Here is a 20020-nt window from a genome sequence, read left to right on the forward strand (position 1 = left end):
GTAAAGCCTCTGGTGGAGCCGGTTCTCTTGGTCGAAAACCCATCCACCAGGGGTCTTACCCTGCTGCCGGCCCAACGGCGTACTGCTGATGCAGGACGAAAGGCTCAATGTCAGTGCCGTGCTGTTCACTTGGCCGCATGGACGCCCCAGCTCTGCGCACCCGTCTGAACGACGCCCGGCGCGCGCCCGAACTGCACTGCCCACTGCCCACTCACGGGGCAGGGCATGTCTGTGTGCCCAGCGACGCGGAGGATCTGGCCGAGCTGGAGCGCGTTGCTGCGGACGTGATCGACGGGGCGAGTCTGCCCGTGCGCGCGTGGGTCGTCGGGGGTAGGGCCGCAGGGGTGCCCGACGGTCCGCCGGTGGGCGGGGAGGGCGGGCTCCCCATCGGCGGGGAAGGCGGGCTGCTGGAGCTGCGGGGGTGGGTGCTGGCCGAGCACTGGTTCGGATACGGCGTGACGGCCACCGCCGAAGGCCCGCGCCGCATCGTGATCCTCGCCCAGCGCGCGTTCACCCCTCCGCCCGGTGACAGATGGGTGGCGTTGCTGCGGGAGACCACCGGATGGACGAAGCCCGACCGGTGCGGCGTCGACTGGGCCGCGACGGAGGCCGCGCTGGGCACCGCGCTGCCCAGCGACTACAAAGACATCGTCGACGCCTTCGGCCCGGGCAGCTTCGACGAGTACCTGGACCTGCTGGTGCCGGGTGCGCTGGGCACGGATCTGGTCTCCTGGGGCCAGGACATGGCGCAGTACGCCGACCTGTACCGGCCGTACCCGGTCCACCCCGCGCCCGGCGGCGTGCTCACATGGGGGATCTCCGAGCAGGAGCTCACGTTCCACTGGCTGACCGGACCGGCCGATCCCGACGACTGGCCGGTCCTCGTGCAGTACGTGGGCGGCGAGTGGCAACGCTTCGACTGCGGCACCGGTGAATTCGTGCTGCGCCTGCTCACCGACCGCACCCCGCCGTTCGGCTTCCCGCCCTCCGCCGGACCGTTCCCCCACTGGTTCGCTCCACGGGAGCCGCCGGAACACTGAGCCCTTCCCCACCCGGCTCTCAGCGCCCCTGACCATCCTCCGCGAAATGTCCGCGCCGCGGGAACCGACTGCGGATCCACTCATCACGACCTCACTACAGATCGGCGCGTTCAATCGCCGGCAGGCCGATGAACAACACGGGCAGGAGGTTGGAAAGGGCTCCATGAGTTTCGACATCTTCGTGTGCCGGTTCGAGAACGGTGAGCCGACGCCGTTGGACATGAGTGCTGCGCACGAGGTCCTCGACCCCTATGTGGTGGCACGGGACCCCCGGACGAACTTCCTGCAGGTGCGTACGGCGGAGATGGAGGAGGCGGGTGTGTTCTTTTCCAGCCCGGGCAACATCACCTTCAACCGCTTCGGGGGTGGCGGAATCATGGACCTCTTGGCCGTCCTGCTGCGTCGGCTGGACGCCGTGCTCGTCGTCCCGGGCGGACCAACCATGATTCAGCGGGACGAGGACCGTTACCGTCTGCCTGCCGCTCTCAGGGACGAGTGGCCCGTCGTCGTGGCCCGCACCGGCGCAGAGATCGATCGGGCGATCCGTGCTTCCTGAACGAACGGACGAGGGGCCCATCCCTGGTGCGGGCCACCGGGAGCGGCCTCGTGAAGACCGCGCTCGTCCATCACCACGCCTCGACCTGAGGTTGGAAATGGCCCACTGTTCCCAGACACGCCCGGTGCCTCACCCCTGCCGCGCGGCCTCCGTCCGTGTGCCGGGTCAGGGGCGGGCCGTACGGCCGGCGGTCACCCATGCCTTGATCGTGTCGGCGGCGTGTGTCGCCTGGTTGAGCTCCTTGATTCCGGCGGTGAGACGGGCGGCATCGTTCTGGCTGAGTCCGGTCAGGCAGTTCTCACTGCCTTGGGTTGCCCTCGTCGTGAACGTCATCCAGCTCGGCAGGATCTGTGGGGCTGGGACAGGGAAGTATGCTTCGGCCTCCTCGGCGATCTTCCCGAACTCAGCGCAGATGGCGGGAAGCCGCGACCTGATGAGTGCGTCACCGTTCGAAGACCGCTGCGCCTCCGGCCCCAGAGCCAGGAGCCTGTCGAGGTTCTCGCCGTAGCGGACCAGAAGGTCCCGGCCACCCAGGCCATACCAGGCTTCTGCCTGAAGCATCGCTTCCAGGGCGGTGAAGCGCGGATGCGTGATGGTGCGCGCTGGCGACAAGGCGGAGGCGTTGCCCGAGGGACCCGGGAGCAACAGAACCGCGCCGGACATCCCGATGGCTCCCGCGCACAGCCCTCCCACAGCCAGGCGGCGAGGGCGCAGTCCTCGGTGCTCCTGTCCCTCCTGGGCGGAGGCCGGGGGGCGGGTCGGCCGCCGGCATGCCCGTCGTACGGCAGAGACGGCTGCGGCCGAGACGATGCCTTCGATGGCGGCGAGGACAAGGAGGATGCCCAGGAGGTGCTGGAACGACTTCCAGGCCACGACCGGCCGCCAGTCGCAGGCGGACAGGAACGTGCTGATGCCCGGGACACAGCCGTCCGAAGCGGTAAGGAGCCATATGCCAACATAGCCGACGGCCGCGGCGATGTTGGCGCCGACAATCCCGGCGAGCAGCCGGTAGCGGTCCGCGAGCAGGCTTGCGGTAACAGCCGCGACTCCGGCTCCGGCCAGGAGGGAGATGCTCATCCCGTCCTGGAACAGCAGGGCTCGGGAGAGCCACTGGAGCCGGTTCGTCGGCTGTCCTGCGTGCATGTACGCCTTGACCGCCACCGCGCTGGCGCAGCACACTGCTCCGCCGATCAGTCCGGCCGTCACGACGCGGCGAAGGCGCGGCAGTGGCACAGCGGGGATCACCCGCTCCTCGATGCCCGCCACGGCGCTTTGCCGGCGGGCAGGGAGAAGTGGGCGGACCGTCCAGGCCAGCAGCGGCACGATGCACAGCACGGCGACCGCCGGCAGCGCGATCGGGATGGCGACCGTGGTGCTCAGCAGTGCCACGGCTTGTTCGGACGCGCGGAGAATGGTGGCGTGTTGCCCGGTCGCGTCCGTCGACGGTCCGTCGTGCCCGGCTCCGAGCGGGTCGCCGAGGAGTCCAGGTACGTTCGCGAGGATTACGCCGGAGCTCTGCCACCACCAGAACCATGTGCACAGGGCCAGGCACCCTCCCGCCAGGGTCAGCATCATCGGCGAGCGGATCGCTCGGCCCCGTGAGGCCGTGACCCAGAGATGGGAGCACTGAGTCACCCACCAGGTGAACGTCAGCCCCGCCAGGATGAGGAGCAACACCACCACGGGTTCGCCGGGCAGCCATTTGAAGATCGCGATTCGGTTCCCGAGCAGTTCGGCGACCATCATTCCCGCGCCGAGCCACAGGCCGGCCCACGCCCCGGTCAGTCTGCGACGCCCGTTGAGCAGCCGGTGCATCGTGGAGCGCCAAAGGACGGTACCCGCGATTCCCGTGACCAGCACGGCGCAGAGAAGCGCCGCCACCAGGTGCCACTTCCACTGCCCCTCACCGCCGAATTGCGCGCCGAACCCCCACAGTTGACTGTTGACCAGGCTGACGGCGGCCCCCGTCAGGAACATCAGCAGACCGGGCGCCTCGAACAGCGGGGTGGAGTCGGCCAGGGTCTCTCGCCGGAAGTCCCACCTTGGGTGCGTACGCCACAGCTCCGTGAACGAGCGCAGCGCCCGGGGCAGCACTCGCACGGGCGGAGCCGGTTCGGTGAAGCCCCAGACGCGCGGGTGCGCACCCCAGCGGGCGGCGGTGAGGTCGGCGTGGAGTTCCCGGCTGCGCAGCACGTCCGACCGTGCGAGATAGACAATCGCCGTCATGAACACGGGGAGCGCGATGGCACGCCAGACGGGGAGGCTCACTTCGTACGGCGGTGTCTCCGGGGCGTACGAGTTGAAGAGGAGGAGTCCGAAGCCCACCGCGTAGGGGGCGAGTACGACCGCGATGAACGTTCTCCACAGCGCGACCGTGGCGTAGGTGAGAGTGACGTCGCGATTGCGGATGTGAGCCAGTTCGTGCAGCAGCACGGCCTCGAAGTCCTCCGGCGCTGCTGCTCTGCGGGCGAGGAGACCACCGTGGAGGCACATCGTCGGACGGCCGGTGCGTCCGAAGACCGCGGCGCCTGTCGAGGTGGCGAACGGATCCACGACGACCCGTGGCATCCGCTTGATCCCTGTCACCTGCGCCAGTCGGCTCAACTGATGAAGGATCTGACCGTCGTGATCCAGCACCTCCAGGGGGACGACCCGGTTCCTGCGCGCCTTCCACCAGGGCAGGACGAAGAAGAGTCCGCAGGCCAGGACCACCAGAACAGCGGACATGGCGGGCCCCACCCACCAGTGCACCACCCCGTACTCGTCAGCGCAGGCCCGGTAGGCGGCGCTGCGCAGAACGTCGTCGCCGGGCGCCTCCCCCGAGCCGACACCAGCCGCGCGCAAGCAGTCGACGCCGCGGTTGAGTCCGGCGGCGGTCAGCGCCATGGGCACGAGCCAGACGCCGCTCGCGAGCATCAGAACGACCAGCAGCCCGAAGCGCATGGTCGTGCCGGCAGGAATGGGGCGATCCGCCAGACGTGCCCGGAGCAGCCCTTCGGCGGCCATCGTCTCCCTCAGCTCTCGCCCGAGGAGTCTTCGCCGGCCGGGCCCTCCCGTCGCGCCGGGGGCGATTCCGTGGCTGCGATCGCCAGCCTGGCCACCACCGCGTCGGCGACGGCCTCGGCCTCCTCCGCGGACAGACCGCGTCGCGACGCGGTCTCAACGACGCGTGTGCGCACCTCGGCGAGCTGCTCGGTGGTCAGAGGGGGGATGGCGAGCGGCTCCTCCGTTCTGCGCCGCATCCTGCGCAACCAGCTCCGTGTGCCGCTGAGGGAGCTGTCGACGGCGGACTCCGCAAGCTTTCTCGCGGTCTGGTCGAGCACCAGCCACACCACGGGTGTGACCAGCGCCGCCAACTCGCCCAGGCCGAACCCGAGCGGCTCCCGTCGCCCCCCGCTGCCGCCCAGGCGCCGTACGGCCGTTGCGTCGTCGAACTGGGCTAGGCCGTCCACCAGGACCAGTTCCGCCGGGGCGACCTCCGCGACCACCTCGCGGACCACAGAACGTACCCTGAGCTGTCCCGATCCGCTCATGCCGATGCCGGATAAGTTTGTTTCCGATTCCATGACGCCCCCCTTGAGTCAGTCACACACCGTGTCATCAGGACAGGGAAGGAGACCGGAGGCTCCCCTCCCCGTCAAAGCCAAGGCCCGGGACCGTACCCACGGTGTGAGGTACGCCCAGGTTGTGGGCCGAACAGGTCCAACACTCGACGATAGTGGTTAGGGCCCCACGCCATGAACGCTTTCGGCCGACCTGGTGCTGCCCATGTCTCTGGCCGCCCGGCCGTCGCGTCACACAGCGGTGGCTCCGTATCGATCAGTAATCCCCTCGGTTGCCGGCGTGCAGGGACGGGGGCTCCTTCGGCTCGTAACAGGGCGTGATCTTCACTCTCGGAACCTCAGGATGGAAGAGGCTCAGTAGACCTTTTTCATCCTGTGCCGTGAGGGTGAAACGGGCTGGTGGACGGGGGTGTGACAGGGCAGGGCCCCTGGTCGTTGGCGTGGTGATCTCACTCGTCACACCGGCGACCGAGGGGCCCTGAAGGTTTCCGTACCCTTCCATGCTCGACGTCCCGTACGAGCTCGTCGAGCATGTCTCCCGGCGCATCTACGCCCGAAGGCGTGAACTGAACTGGCCCTGGCGACGACTCAGCTGCTTCAGACAGGCCCTGCTCGTTCTGGCCCACCTGCGGAAGAACGAGACGCTTGCCCAGCTCGCAGCAGGGTTCGGCGTCTCGACCGCGACGGCCTGGCGCTACCTCGACGAGACCCTGAACGTCCTCGCGACGTGGGCGCCGGGCCTGCACGAGCCCTGACCGGGCTGGGTAAGGGCGAGTTCGTCATCTTCGACGGCACTCAGGCCCCCACCGATCGCGTCGCCGCGGACGATCCGTACCACTCCCAAAAGCACAAACAGCACGGCAAGCACATCCAGGTCATCGACCGGCCGGACGGCACACCGCTCTGGTTCTCCCGGGCCACACCGGGACACACCCACGACCTGACCGCAGCCCGCGCCCACGGCATCGTCCACGCCTGCCTCACCCGGCAGATCCTCATCCTCGCGGACCGCCCACCAGGGCGCCGGCGCCACCATCCGCACCCCGTACTACCACCACCGCGAACAGCCCGATCACTACCGGCAGTTCACCCGCGACCACGCCCGTCCGAGAGCGCCCGGCAAACGCGCCTTCGCCCAGCTGAAGCCCTGACGACCGCTCCGACGGGCCAGATGCTCCACCCGCCGCATTGGCACCGCCGTACAGGCCGTCCACATACTGCCGACCTGCAACTATTCAGGATGAAAAGGGCTCGCTGACTACGAACGGGCCACCTGGCGCCCTCGTCCCTTCCTCGAGAGCCAGATCGTTTGAGATAGTCACCGGCCCGCAGTCGCAGAACATCTGGCACCTAAAGCGGAGGTTGGTGCGCGACGATCAACGCCTGGCAGGCCGTCGCTTCCGGGTCCCGGCAGACCGAACGGCCCCCGGGCCGCTGTCTGCTCCGATTCGGCGGACCGGGTTCTGTCACCAGCCGTGCTGCGGCCCGCCGAGGACTTGGCCGCCGATATGGGTGGCCAGGTCACGGGCCCGGGGCAGGTAGTCGGCTCTGCCAAGGTGGACGAAGACGGTGTGATCACGGGCCGGCGAGTCCAGACCGGGGTTGTCGCCGTGGAAGATGACCTGGACCCCGTCGTGCTTCGGGTTCCCGTACCGGCCTGCCTCCGGTTCGTCCGGCCACGAGCCGTGCCACTCGATGGCGGCCATGCCCCGGCCCAGGGCCGCCACGAACGGGTCCGCCACCTCCGCCGGAAAGGGCTCCACCTGGATCTCCAGGGGCAGGTGTGGTTCCAGGACGTGGTCATCCGCCGTCGTGACGTCGAGGTCGAACCACAGGTCCTCGCCCTCAGGCCCGGTGCGCATCCCCGTGTACTCGAACCTCGCCTCGGGCAGGACCGTCGCCATCCGCCGGACATCCTCCACGGTCAACAGCTCGGTGAACAGCCAGATCCGGTCCTCGGGGTACGACAACAGCGCGCACAGTTGCTTGGCCTTGGCGTACGCGGTGACGGCGTCGCCAGTACGGAAGACGGCATACGCCGTGGAGTCGCCCATGCCCGTACCCTCACACGCACCCGGGAGCCCACGCCACCACGTTTCAGCCGGTCAGACCGGGGGCAGAGCGCATCCCGCGGCGCCGCGCGCGAGCCCGCGCCGGGCCCGCACCGACGTGGAGCCCTCACCATGGGCGCCAGGACCAGAACCAGTTCGGCCGCGGCCGTGATCCCGGGTGGTGATCGACTCGAACGCCACTGCCCGCCTTTCATCAGCTCTGCCCAGGTCCGGGGTCGAGGCCGTCGAGGATCAGGCGGCCTACGGCGTCGCCACGAAACGCCCCTTCGCACCCGACGGCCCGTTCTTCGCCCGGGGTGGCCCGGCAGTACTCGGGGACCCTGGGCAAGGTCGGGAACTGCCAGATCGGTGTCAGTGTCCACGCCGCCTCCGAGGAGGCTTCGTGCCCGTTGTCCTGGCGTCTGTTCCTGCCTGCCGCCTGGGACGGTCCCGACGCCCAGGCCCGCGGGCGGCCCTGCCGGATCCCCGACGACGAGGGCCACCGGCCCAAGTGGCAGCTCGCCCTGGACATGCTCGACGAACTCGCCCGCTCCGGGCTGCGGCCCGCAGCCCTGGTCGCCGACACCGGCTACGGCACGAACGCCGGCTTCCGCCACGGCCTGGACGAAGGCGGCCTGGCCTGGGTGCTGCAGGCCAAGGGCGAGATGACCGCCCACGGCCAGGACGCGGTGCCGCACCAGCCCGAATACGGCGGGCTCGGCCCCAGGCCGCTGCCCCGCTATCGGACCCGGCCCATGTCATGGCGCGAGCACGTGCTGGCCGCGGGTCGCGGACACGGCCGGGCCGTGACCTGGCGCATGGGATCGAAAGCGGCGAAGAGCTCGTACTTCGTGTTCCTGCGTGTCCGGCTCGCGGGTCGTCGGCCGAACCCGGCCGCCGACGGCACGATCGGTTCGTCCTGGCTGATCGCCCGGTTGCCCGAGGGCGAGCGCGAACAGGTGCAGTACTGGATCTCGAACCTGCCACCCGATATCCCCGCCAGGGATCTGGTCCGGCCGGCGAAAGCCCGCTGGCGGATCGAGCACGACTACCGCGAGCTGAAAACAGCCCTGGGCCTGGACCACTTCGAGGGCTGTTCGTTCGCCGGCCGGCACCGGCACGTCACCCTCGTCACCGCCGCCCATCACCCGGGCAGCAGGACCTCGTCGGCCGGCTCCAGCCCCGCGACCCCCAGGACGTCATCGCCGACATCAGCCTCTTCCGCCCCGGTCCCGTCCAGGGCGGCATGCCCGCCATGTACATAGCCGCCCGCCACGGCGCCGCCCCCACCTACCCCCACCCCGACCTCGAGCCCGTCCTGCGCGACACCTACGGGGTGACGATCTGGCATGAGCCGATCATCGCCGTCCTCGCCGTGATGACCGGCTGCGACCGCACGCTCGCCGACGAGCAGCGGCTGCCGACGATCGAAACCTGGTACTGCACGCTCGCCGGCGGCCGCGGCTACTCGGCGAAAGTCCTGGACGAGGTCTGGAACATCGTTGCCAGCTTCGGCGCCTACGGCTTCTGCCGCGCGCACGCCGTCGCCTTCGCCGTGCCCGCCCTGCAGTCCGCCTGGCTGAAAGCTCACCCCCCAGCCGCCCTGTATGCAGGTCTGCTTGAGCATGATCGGGGGATGTCGCCGCTGAGGCTGATCGTCGCCGACGCGAGCCGCCACGACGTCCCCGTCCTGTCGGTCGACATCAACCTCTCCCGCCCCCACTACTCGGTCGAGGAGACCGAGCACGGCTGGGGCGTACGCATGTCACTTGCGTCCGTGCACGGGATCTCCGAGGACGAGGTCGCCCGGATCACCGCCGGCCAGCACTACGACAGCCTCCACGCCTTCTGGTCACGCACCCGCCCCACCCCCCCCGTTACCTTTTTCGTCGCTCCGCAATGGAGCCTCCGGCCTTCGGGTCCGGCATGACTTCCTGCCTTGTTGTTGATGATCCGGGGGGTGGTGTCACCGGGACGTGGATGTGGCAGCTCGGTGCCGTGCCAGGCCGGACGAAAGCGTGATGGAGGGGCCTGCGCGTGATCGACACCGGCGACATCGACGTCTTCCTCGGCCTGGACGTCGGCAAGGGCGAGCACCACGCCACCGCCGTCACCCCGGCCGGGAAGAAGGCGTTCGACAAACGACTGCCCAACACCGAGCCGAAGCTCCGCGAGCTGTTCGCGAAACTCCAGGCCAAGCACGGAACCGTACTGGTCGTGGTCGATCAGCCGGCCTCGATCGGCGCCCTGCCGCTGGCCGTGGCCCGGGACATGGGCTGCCCGGTCACCTACCTGCCGGGGCTGACCATGCGGCGGATCGCCGACCTCTACCCGGGCGAGGCCAAGACGGACGCGAGGGACGCGTTCATCATCGCGGACGCGGCCCGGGCGATGCCTCACACGCTGCGGGCGATCGACGGCGAGGACGAGACGATCGCCGAGCTGGAGATGATCGTGGGATTCGACGACGATCTGGCCGGCGAGGCGACCAGGGTCGCGAACCGGCTGCACGGTCTGCTGACCCAGATCCATCCGTCTCTGGAACGGGTGCTGGGACCGCGGTTGCAGCACCCGGCCGTCCTCGCCTTGCTGGAACGGTTCGGGTCCGCGGCTCAGATACGCAAGGCGGGCCGTCGGCGGCTGGTGACGCTGCTGCGGCCGAAGGCTCCGCGGATGGCCGAGCGGCTGGTCAAGGAGGTCTTCGCCGCGCTGGACGAGCAGACCGTCACCGTTCCGGGGACCGAGGCAGCCGCTCTGATCGTCCCGAGCCTGGCCGGATCGCTCGCCGTGCTCGATCAGCGCAAGCTGCTGGCCGGGCGGATCGAGGAACTGCTGGAGGATCACCCTCTTTCGAAAGTCCTGACGTCGATGCCGGGCATCGGCGTCAGGACCGGAGCCAGGATCCTGATCGAGGTCGGTGACGGCGGCACATTCCCGACCGCCGGCCACCTCGCCGCCTACGCCGGCCTCGCCCCGGCGACTCGGAGCTCGGGTTCATCGATCCGCGGTGAACAGCCGTCCCGGAGGGGAAACAAGCAGCTCAAACGGGCTTTCTTCCTCTCCGCGTTCGCTGCCCTGGGCGACCCGACCTCGCGGGCCTACTACGACAAGAAAATCGCCCAGGGCAAGCACCACACCCAGGCCCTGCTCTGCCTCGCACGGCGACGAGCAGACGTCCTCTTCGCGATGCTCCGCGACGGAACCTTCTACGAACCCCAACCCGCAGGGGCCAGGTGACGGTTCAGACTCACCGGTCAGTCCTCCTCCGGCCGAAGCCGTCGGCGAGCTGCCTCAAGCCGCCGGTCATAGTCAGGCGCGAACAGCCCCGCAAGTGACTTGTCCAGCGTCCCGGCGATGCGATGGATCGGCGCCCAGACCGCCGGATCGTCGACAACCCGGCTCAGGTCCGTCATCTGCAGCTTCTCCAGCCAGTCCGACAACACCAGCGCCTCGTCACTCGTCAGCTTGATCGTGACCTGGCTATCACCCATGCACACCCCTCCGGCTCGGCCCCACCCTCGACCGCACGAACCTACTGGTCCTCGACCTTGACCAAACACATAGGGGCACCCCCCCACCGCCGAACGCCTGATCCGCATCGGCGCGCTCGACCCGCTGAAAGGTGGAGCGACACGTCGCCACCTGCTGCTCCAGGCAACCGAGCTCCACCGCCACACCCGCGCCCGGCCCGGCACTGGACAGCTCCCCCTCGACACCCGCCTCATCGCCCCTGCCCCGGCCGGGCTCCAGGAGATGACGGCCCGTGAGCAGCTGGAGGCGCGGAGCTCAGCGTACTGAAGATCGATGTGTCGCGGCATCTGATGGAGGACCACCACCGGCTCCTACGGGAGATCGGGGCGACGGACGCCGCCCATCCCAAGGCGATGCATCCGGGGCAGAAGGTCCTCGTCGCTGGTGTCCGCGCCTCCACGCAGACCCCGCCCATCGCCTCGGGCAAACGGATCATCTTCGTCACCCTCGAAGACGGCTCCGGGCTGATCGACATCGCGTTCTTCGAACACTCCCACGAGTCATGCCCGCGCACACCGTCTTCCACCACGGCCTCCTCCTGGTCCGCGGAACCGTCGTCGGCGAGATGGCCTGGGACCTCGACGCCCTCGCCATCGCCCGCTCCCCCCACGGCCCGCAGGCCGTCCTCGACCTCCTCGGCCAGACTCTCGCCTCCGCCCCGCCCGCGGCACCACCGGCACGGACCCTGGCTGACGGCACCGCCGGCGCCCCCCTCCACCCCTACGCCGACCTCCAGAGCGCCGGCACCCGCTCCGCCGACCTCACCCGCCTCGCCCACCGCTCCCCCGGGAGCGCCGGATGAACACCAACAGCGTCAGCCCAGCCTCCGCTCCGGCCGCCCGAAGGCGAGCGATCGCCCACATCCGCTTCCACGTCGAGCCCAGCCTGCAGAACGCAGAGTTCACGCAGAGGTCCCGATGGGCTGCTTCGGCACAGGACATCGGCCCCCCCTGGTCGAGTACATCGACAGCTTGGACAGCCGAAAAGGCCGCGGCGAAGAAGACGGCACGCGACGGCGGAAATTCGTGTAGCCGTCCGGCTCAGTCGAGGCCGAGCTCAGCCCTGGATCGACCAGGCACGCGGCGTTGACCCCCTCGGCGAGGATGCCGCGCGTCTGAACCCGGCTGAGGGTCTCGGTGTGGTTGGCGGCCATGCCGTAGCGGGCACCCGAGCAGGAGACGCAGATCGTGGACCAGATCCGCAAACTGCGGGACCTGAACCGGCCGGGCGGGAGCCAGTGGCGTCGCGGCCGGGAGTGACGGGCCCGTGAACGGCTCGTCGACATGATGGAGGCCGGCGGCCCGGAGCTGCTGAACGAGGCGGAACTGCGGCACTGGAAGAGCCTGGTCATGGTGGAGCTGCTGCTGAAGTTCACGGGCAGCGCGATGAAGCAGTGCTCAATCGGAGGGAGGCGGTAAACACCGTGACGTACGGGGACTACCTGCGCGCCAAGAAGGCTGGGCGACCGGAACGCCCCCGCCGGCTCCTCCCCCGTTTGACCGGCGAGGAATGCCTCAGCACCGCCCAGGTTCAGGACGAGGGCCACTGCGCGGCTTCCTGGAGGCGGATCCACTGGGTTGATCCAAAGTGATCGACCGCTCGCATCCACCACGTACAACCCATGCCCGTCAACACCCTGGTAGTACAGCAGGGTTAGATAGGGTTTACCTTCTCGGGTATGGATCATCAGGGAGAGTTTCGCCGGGCAGCGCTTGAGTTGGGCATCCCGGACGACGAGATCAGCAGGTTTGGCCAGCACCTTCGTTTGGCGATCGGACTGTCCGGGGGCGGCGACGGTTCTCCGGTCGGGCACATCGGCGGGTTGCCCCGGCTGCCGGTGGGAATGGAGTGGCCTTCCACCGGGGACATTCCGTTGCCATTGCTCCTTTCCGTCGATTGTGGGGCGCTGCCGAGGGTCGAGGGCTTCGACCTGCCGGCGGACGGGACGCTGCTTTTCTTCGTTCACCAAGAGATGGACTTCGGCAAATCGCGGGCCGATCCGGGCCAATACGCGCGAGTTGTGTACGTGCCGGACGGCACCGAAACCGCGGTCGCGGAACCCCCCAACTCCGCGTGTGTCGGCGAGCGGATCGATGTCTGCGCAGAGCTCAGTGCCGATCTGCCCCTTTGGCTCAAGGAGGGCGACGAGGACGAGGACTGGCACGAGTTCTGGGAGGATCTCGAGTGGGACGACATGTCACCCTTCCAGCAGCAGTTGGCCCGGTACATCGAGCGTGAAATACCGCACCTGACCGAGCTTCGGTCCCTGGCCTACGGCCTCTGGTCGTCCGGCGCTCATCTCGTCATCGGCGGGTACGCCGATGACGAGATGACGGTCGACAGTATTACGGCGAAGACCCTCCCGGAGGGAGAATGGCTTTCCTATCTGGACGAGGACGCGCTCCGGCTGGCGAGCGAATGGATACCACTCGCCAGTGAATCCCGGGTTTACGGGGAGTACTACACGAAATTTATGATTCGCCACGACGACCTGGCCACCGCTCGGTGGGACAAAGCACTATCCGTGACCATTTCCGACTCCCCGTGACCAGGGTTCTTAGACGAGCAGGCGGCGGAGCGCATCACAAAGGAACGCGGCCTGTACGAACGGCTGTTCCCGCTGTGGCGCGTGATGTGTATGGAGGCCACGCACGAGGCGTACAAGGAGGGTGCCCTCTCCGAGGAGGACGTGGCCACAATGATGTTCGAGGACCACGGCGCTCCCCCGCTCACAGACGGATCCTCGCCGGCGCGACGTCAAGGCGCCCGGCCTTCGCGGCGGCGAGGTACATCGGGCGGGTCACGTTCTTGAGGGCGGCGATCGGGGTCGGCCGCGGATGCTCCGAGGGGGCAGGCCGCGGAGGCCCTCGGCCATGGCGCTGATCTCGCCGAGACGGACGGCGATCCCGGCCCGGTCTGGGTCGTGACCCGACTTCCACAGGACGACGCGAACGCCGACGTCGTTCAGGTACTCGCGCCGGTGGGGGGTGTGTCCATGGCGTCCCACGCCTGTCCGACGGTGCGGCGGGTGGCTTCGAACCAAGTGCGCGCCGGGCGGGACGGGGTGGCCTCCAGTTGCTTGATCTGACCGGTGATGCTGAGCAGGCTGCGGAAGTAGCTGTCCTGCATGAGGTCGTCGTCGTACCGGCCTGTTTCGTAGGCCGCTTCGAGCCGGTCGAGTCGGCCGCCCAGTTCGGCCAGCTCTTCAGCATGATCGCTTCCCGCTTCGTGAAGCCCTACGACCTCGAGCAGTTCCCCTACCTGCCCGAGGAGCGCCGCGTGATGGAAGCGCTCGGCTTCTTCCGCCGGGCTGGATGCCGGCGAAGTGCAGGGGATGCCTGGGCGCCTGGCTTCCACGAAGCGCTCACCGGGCTCGGTGAAGGCGACCACGTCATCGTTGACGGCACTCTCATCCCGATCGACCGGATCGGCGCGGACGAGCCGTACTACTCGATGAAGCACCGCAAGCACGGCATGAACGTGCAGGTCATCGCCCGCCCCGACGGCACACCGCTCTGGTTCTCTCGCGCGACACCAGGCAGGACCCACGATCTGACCTCGGCCCGGGCCAATGGCATCGTCCAGGCGTGCCTGACCCGGCAGATCCTCGTTCTCGCGGACCGGGCCCATCAGGTCGCCGGCGCCACCTTCCGAACCCCTATTACCATCACCGCGAGCCGTCGCCCCCTCCGAAACCGGCCCTCAGCGCCATCACTGGCTGCAGTACCGGCACAAAATGCTCGACGCCCTCCCTAAGCTCCGGTGGCACACACCGATCGTTCGCGTGCGCGGCCGGGAGCGGGTCGGGTTTCGATGGCGGGTATGGCCTGCTACAAACCGGGGGAACGCTCCCGGCTGATCTACACGATCCGCGAGTATCGAGCCGCAAGAGCGAGCCGGAGGGCTTCACCTGGCGTGACTTCCGGGATCTGATCGTCCGCGCCCGCATCCAGCTCGGCGGACCGATCGTGCTCGTCTGGGACAACGCCCGCACCCACCTCGTGCCGCCGCTCAAGACGTTCTTCGAGGCCAACTCCCACTGGCTCATCGTCTTCCAGCTGCCCACCTACGCGCCGGACCTCAACCCGCAGGAAGGCGTCTGGTCGCTGGTCAAGCGCGACCTCGGCAACCTCGCCGCCGCCGACCTCGGACAGCTGACGAGAGCGGCCAAGCTCAAGCTCAAGCAGATCCAGTACCGCCCCCACCTCGTCGACGGTTGCCTCACGGGCACCGGCCAGATCATGGACGGCTGACCGGCGACACAAACTCAAGCCCAGAGCGGCTCCATGAGCCTGCTCGCCGACCAGCTCCTTGTCTTCGAGGTTGTGCTCGCGAGCCGCCCGGGCAGATCCCGAGCCACACTGACGGCCTATTGGTACCAGTCGTCGCCGCCCTCGGCGAGTGAACGGCCCAGGTAGTCCCTGAGGTCTCGTGCCGCCCATCGGCGACTGTCGGTCTCGTGCTCCCAGACGAAGATGTCCGGGCGCTGGGGTGTCTGCACGAACGCGAACTGGTCTCCACCCCCATTGTCTCCGAAGAAGAGCAGAGCATCGAAGGGCATGTACAGCTGGGCGAAGGCGGTGTCGGAACAGAAGAGAAGGTTCTGCTTGACGATCTGTTCAACGGGCCAGACGGTGTCCACCGCGGCACGGCCGATGATTCCGTTGCTCTCGAGGAGCAACTGCCTCAGCTCTGCAGGCAGCTCGCGTCCGAGACTGTGCTCTGCGTCGGCAAGGGCCGCCACCTGAGCAGGACTCCGGAACTCTGCCTCGGGAAATGCCTCAAGAGCCGCTTCTCTCCACATGAACCGAAGACTACCCAGGGGCCGACCGGGTCCTGAACGAAGGTGCCTGGCCCACTCGCCGAGCCGAGACGGACCATCGCCAGTCGGATACTCCGCCCGCCTACACACCGACATCACGAGTTCAGATTCAGTAGCGCCACTGGATGCCGGTGCGGTCCACATACAAGAACGCCACGTGGCGATCTGCGTCGGCGGCGAGTTCACCGGCGCACAGAACCCGTCCACCAAAGGCGTCGAGCGCTCCCCGGACCGGGACGCTCCTGCGGCCCCGTCCAGATCTTCTGATCGGGCGCCGCTGAATCACGGCGAAGGACAGTCACCCCTCGGGGAGCGAAGCCCTTCCGCCTGTTTCCGGGGGCTACTCGGGCAGCGGCCGGGGCGCGTGGCCGCTGAGGTCGGCACCCGGCTGGACCTGGTGGAAGTCCAGGCCCAGGTAGATGCTGCCAGCCCATTCCCCGGGCTTCTGGTGGCCGATGTAGTCGAGGGCCCCTGCTTCGGACTCGTCCGTGAGGTCCCAGTCCGCGAAGTAGTGCGCGAGGCGGGCCGCCGCCTCCTCGTCGGCGATACCGAAGCGGCTGCCCATCGCCGCGGCGATCTCCCGCATCAAGCCGAGGCCGTCCCCGGAAACAGGTACCGGGAGCCCGGCGAGCACAGCGCCGAAGCGGTGGCCGCAGGCCCGCAGGGCATTCACAGCCCGGTCCGCGAAGGCCCGCGCGTACGCCTCGTCGCGCTCCCGCATGGCCTCCGTATCCGCCGTACGGCCTGCCGCGCGGGCGGCGGCCAGCTCGGCCAGGTCCCTCGACCGCGCCGCGCCCTCCGGCTCGCCCCCGAGCCGCTCGGCCAGGGCGCAGGCAGCGTCGAACAGCGCCGGCTCCCCGGGGGCGGCCGCGAAGTCGTACACGGCCCTCGCCAGGCTCAGGACGAGTGCGACGCTCTCCTCCTGCGGGTGCGCAACCCCGGCGAATTCCCCGAGCGCGTCCGCGAGGTCCTGACGCACGAACCCGACCTGGTACGGCTCGACCTGATCCTCGCCCTCCCCGTACCCGAAGCGCAGCATGGCGCCGGCCGTCTGCCGGGCCCTGCACAGCGCGTCGCGCACCGACCCGTACCAGGGCGAGGCGACCGGCGGCTCGAGCAGGGCACCATAGCGGCACAGCATCAACAGTGCCGCCGCCACCAGATCGTTCTGGGCGCCCTCCGGCAGGACGCGGGGTTCGAGCGGCCCCGGGGCGTCCCAGGGCTCGGCGGCGTCCACGTCGTTCCCGGCGTCCGGCATCGGCTCCCCGCGTTCTCGTCATCTCCCGCCGTGAACGTACGACACCGCCCCGGCACACACGACGACGAGCGTACCGAGACGATGACCAGACACTTCAACCGCCATGGGAAGTCGACACCACAATCAGAACAGACCGCAACAGAACCGGACGAAAAACTCCCGGCCCAGCGGCCGGCCTCCCGTCAGGGAGGCCGGCCGCAGTTGTCGACGAGGGTTAGCTATGGTGCCGTAGCTAACCCTGGCGGGGCATGCGCAAGGACGCGTCCAGGATGGTCATGAGCTGTGCAGCACGGCTCTTCCCGGCCGGCGCAAGCGGGTACCTGTTCAGAACATCGATCAGAACGGGTGTAGCGCGCTGTCGAGCCTCCTCGATCAGTCGAAGTCCGACGCCGAAATCACCGTCCGCGTTCAATTCTCCAACGCGCGCGGCGCTCGCGGCGGCTCTGAGGATGTGACCCACTTGAGTGGCTTTCGCGATCGGATGGAGGTAGGCCGCTGAGGCGGCGTCTCCGGCAGCGCGTGCAGCTAGCCGTGAGGCTTCCGTGGGCGCTTCCTTTGCCGCCCGGTGGGCATCCAAGGAGGTGACGCGTTGAAGTTTGGTCCTTCTGGCGCCGTTCACGAACTCCCGTGCGGCGTCGATGGCTGCACGAGGCCGAGGATCGCTGGGGTTGGCATCCTCGAACACAGGAAGAACCTCCTCAGCGCTCTCCAGCACGTAGTGCGTGACGACGCGCAATTCGTCCATGGTCAGTTCAAAGTCCCCAGATCCGATCGTCATGGACGCGATCCTCCCATCGGGCGGTCACCGGCGGTCGCAGACGCAGACTCCGGGACACATCCGTGCCGAGGACCAAGTCAAGAGTCAGTTGCGGCGCCGCCTGCGCTGGGTCTGGGTGAACCGGTAGGACTCGGTGCCGGTCTCGACGATGTGCGCGTTGAAGGTGACCCGGTCGACGATCGCAGTGCAGAGTCGGGGGTCGGTAATGGTCTGCTGTTTTCAGAATGAGATCCGGAGGCGGCGAGGGCCTGCCCCTGCGGCTCTGACTCGTAGCCTGCCCCCACGGCGGGCGGCAGCCGCACAGACTCGCCCGTCCGGTCCGGGCGCCGTGCATAGTGTGCTCATGGATCGATTCGCGGGTCAGGCCCGCCTCGAATGGTGGGCCAATCACGCGACGTGCCTTGGGGAGTACGACATCGACATCACCGTCACTGTCGACGTGGTCGGCCAGTGGCAGGCAACCGGGCGTCATGCCAAAGCCCTTGACACGATCCAGCGCGACGGCTGGGACTTCCTTATGGAGATGGACCCCCACTTCTCCATTGTGTTTCCCGGTGAGGACCGCGGCGGGATCATGGTGCTAGTCGTCGAGGCAGGGGACGGAACCCTCAGGCTCACGGAGGCATCGGACTGGGACGGGTCCGGCAACGTCACCTTCGACCTCACCTGAGGACAGCCCGCAAGGGCAGGAGACCGAGTTCGCTACGCTGCCACCGACTCCGGAGTGTCATCCCTTACTGAGCGTTTTCAGCGTTGTCTCTCCAGGGTGAGGACGGCTTTGGTGATGACGGTCATGCGGTTCGGGCTGATGCGGGATCTGCGGAAGATCTGCCAGGACTTCAGCCGTGCCATGCCGCGTTCGACTGGTGCCCGGGCTGCGGCCAGAGCCCGGTTGACGGTGCGCTGGGTGAGGGTGAGCTCACCGCCCGGTGGTCGTTTGAGTCCGGTGGTGACCCAGGGGCCGGCGCCCTGGTACGCGCGGTCGGCGAGGACCGGGACGCCCTGACGCTCGCAGGTCTGGATGATGCGATGGGTGCGGGCCGCGGTCAGATCGTGGGTGCGGCCGGGCAGCGCGGGCGAGATCCACAGGATCTCGCCCGCGGGGTCGGTGACGACCTGGACGTTCACGCCGTGCCGGCGGTGCTTGGCCGAGTAGTCGGCCCGGCTGTCGCCGACGCGGTCGCACTCGGCGAGGGTCCCGTCCAGGAGGACGAAGTCCGGATCGTGCTCGCGCAGAGTCTTGAGCAGGCCCGGCGCCCGGTCGGCGAGCAGGCCGGTGACGGCGGTGACGTATGCGTGGGCGGTGCCGACGGATATCCCGAAGCCGGCCGCGATCCGGGTGAGTGTGTCGTGGCGGCGCAGGTACACCAGAGCGACGAGCGCACGCTGGTGGGGCGGGAGCTTGCACCTGCGGTCACCCTCGCGGGTGACGATGAGCATGGTGACCCACTCGACCAGGGCATGCGGGAGGTCGAGTGCGGCAGGATGGGGAACCAACGAGGCTCCTGTGCCGGTGGGTTGAGACTTCGAACACCTCCCCCAACGGCACGGGAGCCTTGTGCGTTGCGGCCCTCACCTCGGGCTCGCCGCAGTCACCCGATCGGTGGCCACGCTGAAAGAGCTCACTGATCGTTTCAGAGTGAGGTTCGTAGGCGTCGCAAGCAGATCATGCTGCAGGCGAGTTGGAGCAGACCGAGGTGAAGGTCGGCGCGTATCTCATAGCGGATCCGGAGGCGTTTGAACTGGTGGAGCCAGGCGAAGGTCCGCTCGGCGACCCAGCGTGTCTTGCCCAGACCTGATCCGTGCGGCACGCCTCGTCGGGCGATCCTGGGTGTGATGCCGCGGGCTCTGAGGATGCGCCGGTACTTGTCGTAGTCCTAGGCCGTGTGTCAGAAGTGCTCTTGTGACTTCAAATCAGGTCGCCAGCCGACGGAGACAACCCGGTCGGGACGGCCATCCGAAGTGATGGTCACTTTGTGGACCGCGCCCCCCTCGGTGGTCATACGAATCCGGTCTGGGGCCGTCCAGACGGTCTCGCTGAGTGCGTTGTCTTCGGAGTCGCCGTTGAAGCAGCCGACACTCCAGCGGCGTTCCAGCGGCGGGTTCCCCTGGTGGACAAAGACGCACCAGACAGGGTCAAGAGAGCCATTCCGCGCCACCACGACCAGCTGACGGTCGCCGCGGCCAGGGGCCGATTCAGCCTGCAGCACTTCGTCCGAACTACCGAACACCGCGGAGGCCCAGCCCCCGATGAGCAGCGTGGGGACGCCGATGACGAGCAGCCCGGTGACCAGGGGCAGGCGCAGCGAGGACTTCGTCAGCCCTAAGAGGTCCTAACAGAAGCTGTTGATCATGTGACTTTCGGTTCGGCTGGTCGTTGGTCCAGCCGTGGGGAAACGTCAGTCGCGGCCGTGGATCGTG

The 20020-nt window shown here is 68.4% G+C and carries 15 protein-coding genes and 6 pseudogenes; 11 read left to right on the forward strand and 10 right to left on the reverse strand.

What is annotated here, in order from left to right:
- The first annotated feature begins 137 nt into the window (after positions 1-137).
- Together ACFVU3_RS37490 and ACFVU3_RS37495 are read left to right on the forward strand one after the other, a co-directional pair.
- Positions 138-1040: a hypothetical protein gene (locus ACFVU3_RS37490; RefSeq protein ID WP_390073264.1), complete on the forward strand. Its 903-nt coding sequence runs from the start codon at positions 138-140 to the stop codon at positions 1038-1040.
- A 163-nt stretch (positions 1041-1203) separates the two neighbouring features.
- Positions 1204-1596 (forward strand): hypothetical protein, encoded by a 393-nt coding sequence (locus tag ACFVU3_RS37495; RefSeq protein WP_390073265.1) that lies wholly within the window; start codon positions 1204-1206, stop codon positions 1594-1596.
- Positions 1597-1761: 165 nt separating this feature from the next.
- Here ACFVU3_RS37495 and ACFVU3_RS37500 read toward each other — a convergent pair whose 3' ends face one another.
- Positions 1762-4602: a M56 family metallopeptidase gene (locus ACFVU3_RS37500; RefSeq protein ID WP_390073266.1), complete on the reverse strand. Its 2841-nt coding sequence runs from the start codon at positions 4600-4602 to the stop codon at positions 1762-1764.
- 8 nt (positions 4603-4610) lie between these two features.
- On the reverse strand, positions 4611-5162 hold the full coding sequence (locus ACFVU3_RS37505) for a hypothetical protein (protein ID WP_390073267.1): 552 nt from the start codon (positions 5160-5162) through the stop codon (positions 4611-4613).
- 497 nt (positions 5163-5659) lie between these two features.
- Between ACFVU3_RS37505 and ACFVU3_RS37510 the strand changes: the two are divergent.
- Positions 5660-6403 (forward strand): annotated as a pseudogene (locus tag ACFVU3_RS37510) (transposase family protein).
- A gap of 222 nt (positions 6404-6625) precedes the next feature.
- Here ACFVU3_RS37510 and ACFVU3_RS37515 read toward each other — a convergent pair.
- Entirely contained in the window at positions 6626-7213 is a 588-nt protein-coding gene (locus ACFVU3_RS37515) for a hypothetical protein (RefSeq protein WP_390073268.1), read from the reverse strand.
- Positions 7214-7461: 248 nt separating this feature from the next.
- On the opposite strand from ACFVU3_RS37515, the pseudogene ACFVU3_RS37520 reads away from it, so the two are divergent.
- The 3 genes and pseudogenes from ACFVU3_RS37520 to ACFVU3_RS37530 form a co-directional block, all read left to right on the forward strand.
- Positions 7462-8340: pseudogene (locus ACFVU3_RS37520) on the forward strand (IS701 family transposase); the annotation flags it as partial.
- A 14-nt stretch (positions 8341-8354) separates the two neighbouring features.
- Positions 8355-9089, forward strand: a pseudogene (locus ACFVU3_RS37525) (DNA polymerase III subunit alpha); the annotation flags it as partial.
- 158 nt (positions 9090-9247) lie between these two features.
- On the forward strand, positions 9248-10447 hold the full coding sequence (locus ACFVU3_RS37530; protein ID WP_390073269.1) for an IS110 family transposase: 1200 nt from the start codon (positions 9248-9250) through the stop codon (positions 10445-10447).
- Between the two features lie 17 nt (positions 10448-10464).
- Here ACFVU3_RS37530 and ACFVU3_RS37535 read toward each other — a convergent pair whose 3' ends face one another.
- Positions 10465-10701 carry a hypothetical protein gene (locus tag ACFVU3_RS37535; RefSeq protein WP_390073270.1) on the reverse strand — a complete coding sequence of 79 codons (237 nt, stop codon included), beginning with the start codon at positions 10699-10701 and terminating at the stop codon, positions 10465-10467.
- Positions 10702-10783: 82 nt separating this feature from the next.
- On the opposite strand from ACFVU3_RS37535, the pseudogene ACFVU3_RS37540 reads away from it, so the two are divergent.
- From ACFVU3_RS37540 to ACFVU3_RS37555, 4 genes and pseudogenes are all read left to right on the forward strand, one after another.
- Positions 10784-11543: pseudogene (locus tag ACFVU3_RS37540) on the forward strand (DNA polymerase III subunit alpha); the annotation flags it as partial.
- Between the two features lie 876 nt (positions 11544-12419).
- Complete coding sequence (locus ACFVU3_RS37545) at positions 12420-13289, forward strand: DUF1963 domain-containing protein (RefSeq protein WP_390073271.1); 870 nt, start codon at positions 12420-12422, stop codon at positions 13287-13289.
- Positions 13290-14080: 791 nt separating this feature from the next.
- Positions 14081-14418: pseudogene (locus ACFVU3_RS37550) on the forward strand (transposase family protein); the annotation flags it as partial.
- A 291-nt stretch (positions 14419-14709) separates the two neighbouring features.
- Positions 14710-14994 (forward strand): transposase, encoded by a 285-nt coding sequence (locus ACFVU3_RS37555; protein ID WP_390073278.1) that lies wholly within the window; start codon positions 14710-14712, stop codon positions 14992-14994.
- A 116-nt stretch (positions 14995-15110) separates the two neighbouring features.
- On the opposite strand, the gene ACFVU3_RS37560 is transcribed toward ACFVU3_RS37555, so the two are convergent.
- The 4 genes from ACFVU3_RS37560 to ACFVU3_RS37575 form a co-directional block, all read right to left on the reverse strand.
- Positions 15111-15545, reverse strand: coding sequence for an SMI1/KNR4 family protein (locus ACFVU3_RS37560; protein WP_390073272.1), 435 nt, complete (start codon positions 15543-15545; stop codon positions 15111-15113).
- Between the two features lie 358 nt (positions 15546-15903).
- Positions 15904-16821, reverse strand: coding sequence for a hypothetical protein (locus ACFVU3_RS37565; RefSeq protein ID WP_390073273.1), 918 nt, complete (start codon positions 16819-16821; stop codon positions 15904-15906).
- Positions 16822-17053: 232 nt separating this feature from the next.
- A complete protein-coding gene (locus ACFVU3_RS37570) occupies positions 17054-17599 on the reverse strand; it encodes a putative immunity protein (RefSeq protein ID WP_390073274.1) in 546 nt (181 codons plus the stop codon).
- Between the two features lie 84 nt (positions 17600-17683).
- Positions 17684-17806 (reverse strand): ATP-binding protein, encoded by a 123-nt coding sequence (locus tag ACFVU3_RS37575; RefSeq protein ID WP_390073279.1) that lies wholly within the window; start codon positions 17804-17806, stop codon positions 17684-17686.
- A 136-nt stretch (positions 17807-17942) separates the two neighbouring features.
- Here ACFVU3_RS37575 and ACFVU3_RS37580 point away from each other — a divergent pair, with 136 nt between their 5' ends.
- Positions 17943-18269, forward strand: a complete 327-nt coding sequence (locus ACFVU3_RS37580; RefSeq protein WP_390073275.1) for a hypothetical protein — start codon at positions 17943-17945, stop codon at positions 18267-18269.
- Between the two features lie 77 nt (positions 18270-18346).
- On the opposite strand, the gene ACFVU3_RS37585 is transcribed toward ACFVU3_RS37580, so the two are convergent.
- Together ACFVU3_RS37585 and ACFVU3_RS37590 are read right to left on the reverse strand one after the other, a co-directional pair.
- Positions 18347-19096, reverse strand: a complete 750-nt coding sequence (locus ACFVU3_RS37585) for a transposase family protein (RefSeq protein WP_390073276.1) — start codon at positions 19094-19096, stop codon at positions 18347-18349.
- 137 nt (positions 19097-19233) lie between these two features.
- Positions 19234-19476, reverse strand: a pseudogene (locus tag ACFVU3_RS37590) (transposase); the annotation flags it as partial.
- Between the last annotated feature and the right edge of the window lie 544 nt (positions 19477-20020).

It is taken from the genome of Streptomyces sp. NPDC058052 (assembly GCF_042885515.1).
In the GTDB taxonomy this organism is placed as follows: Bacteria; Actinomycetota; Actinomycetes; order Streptomycetales; family Streptomycetaceae; genus Streptomyces.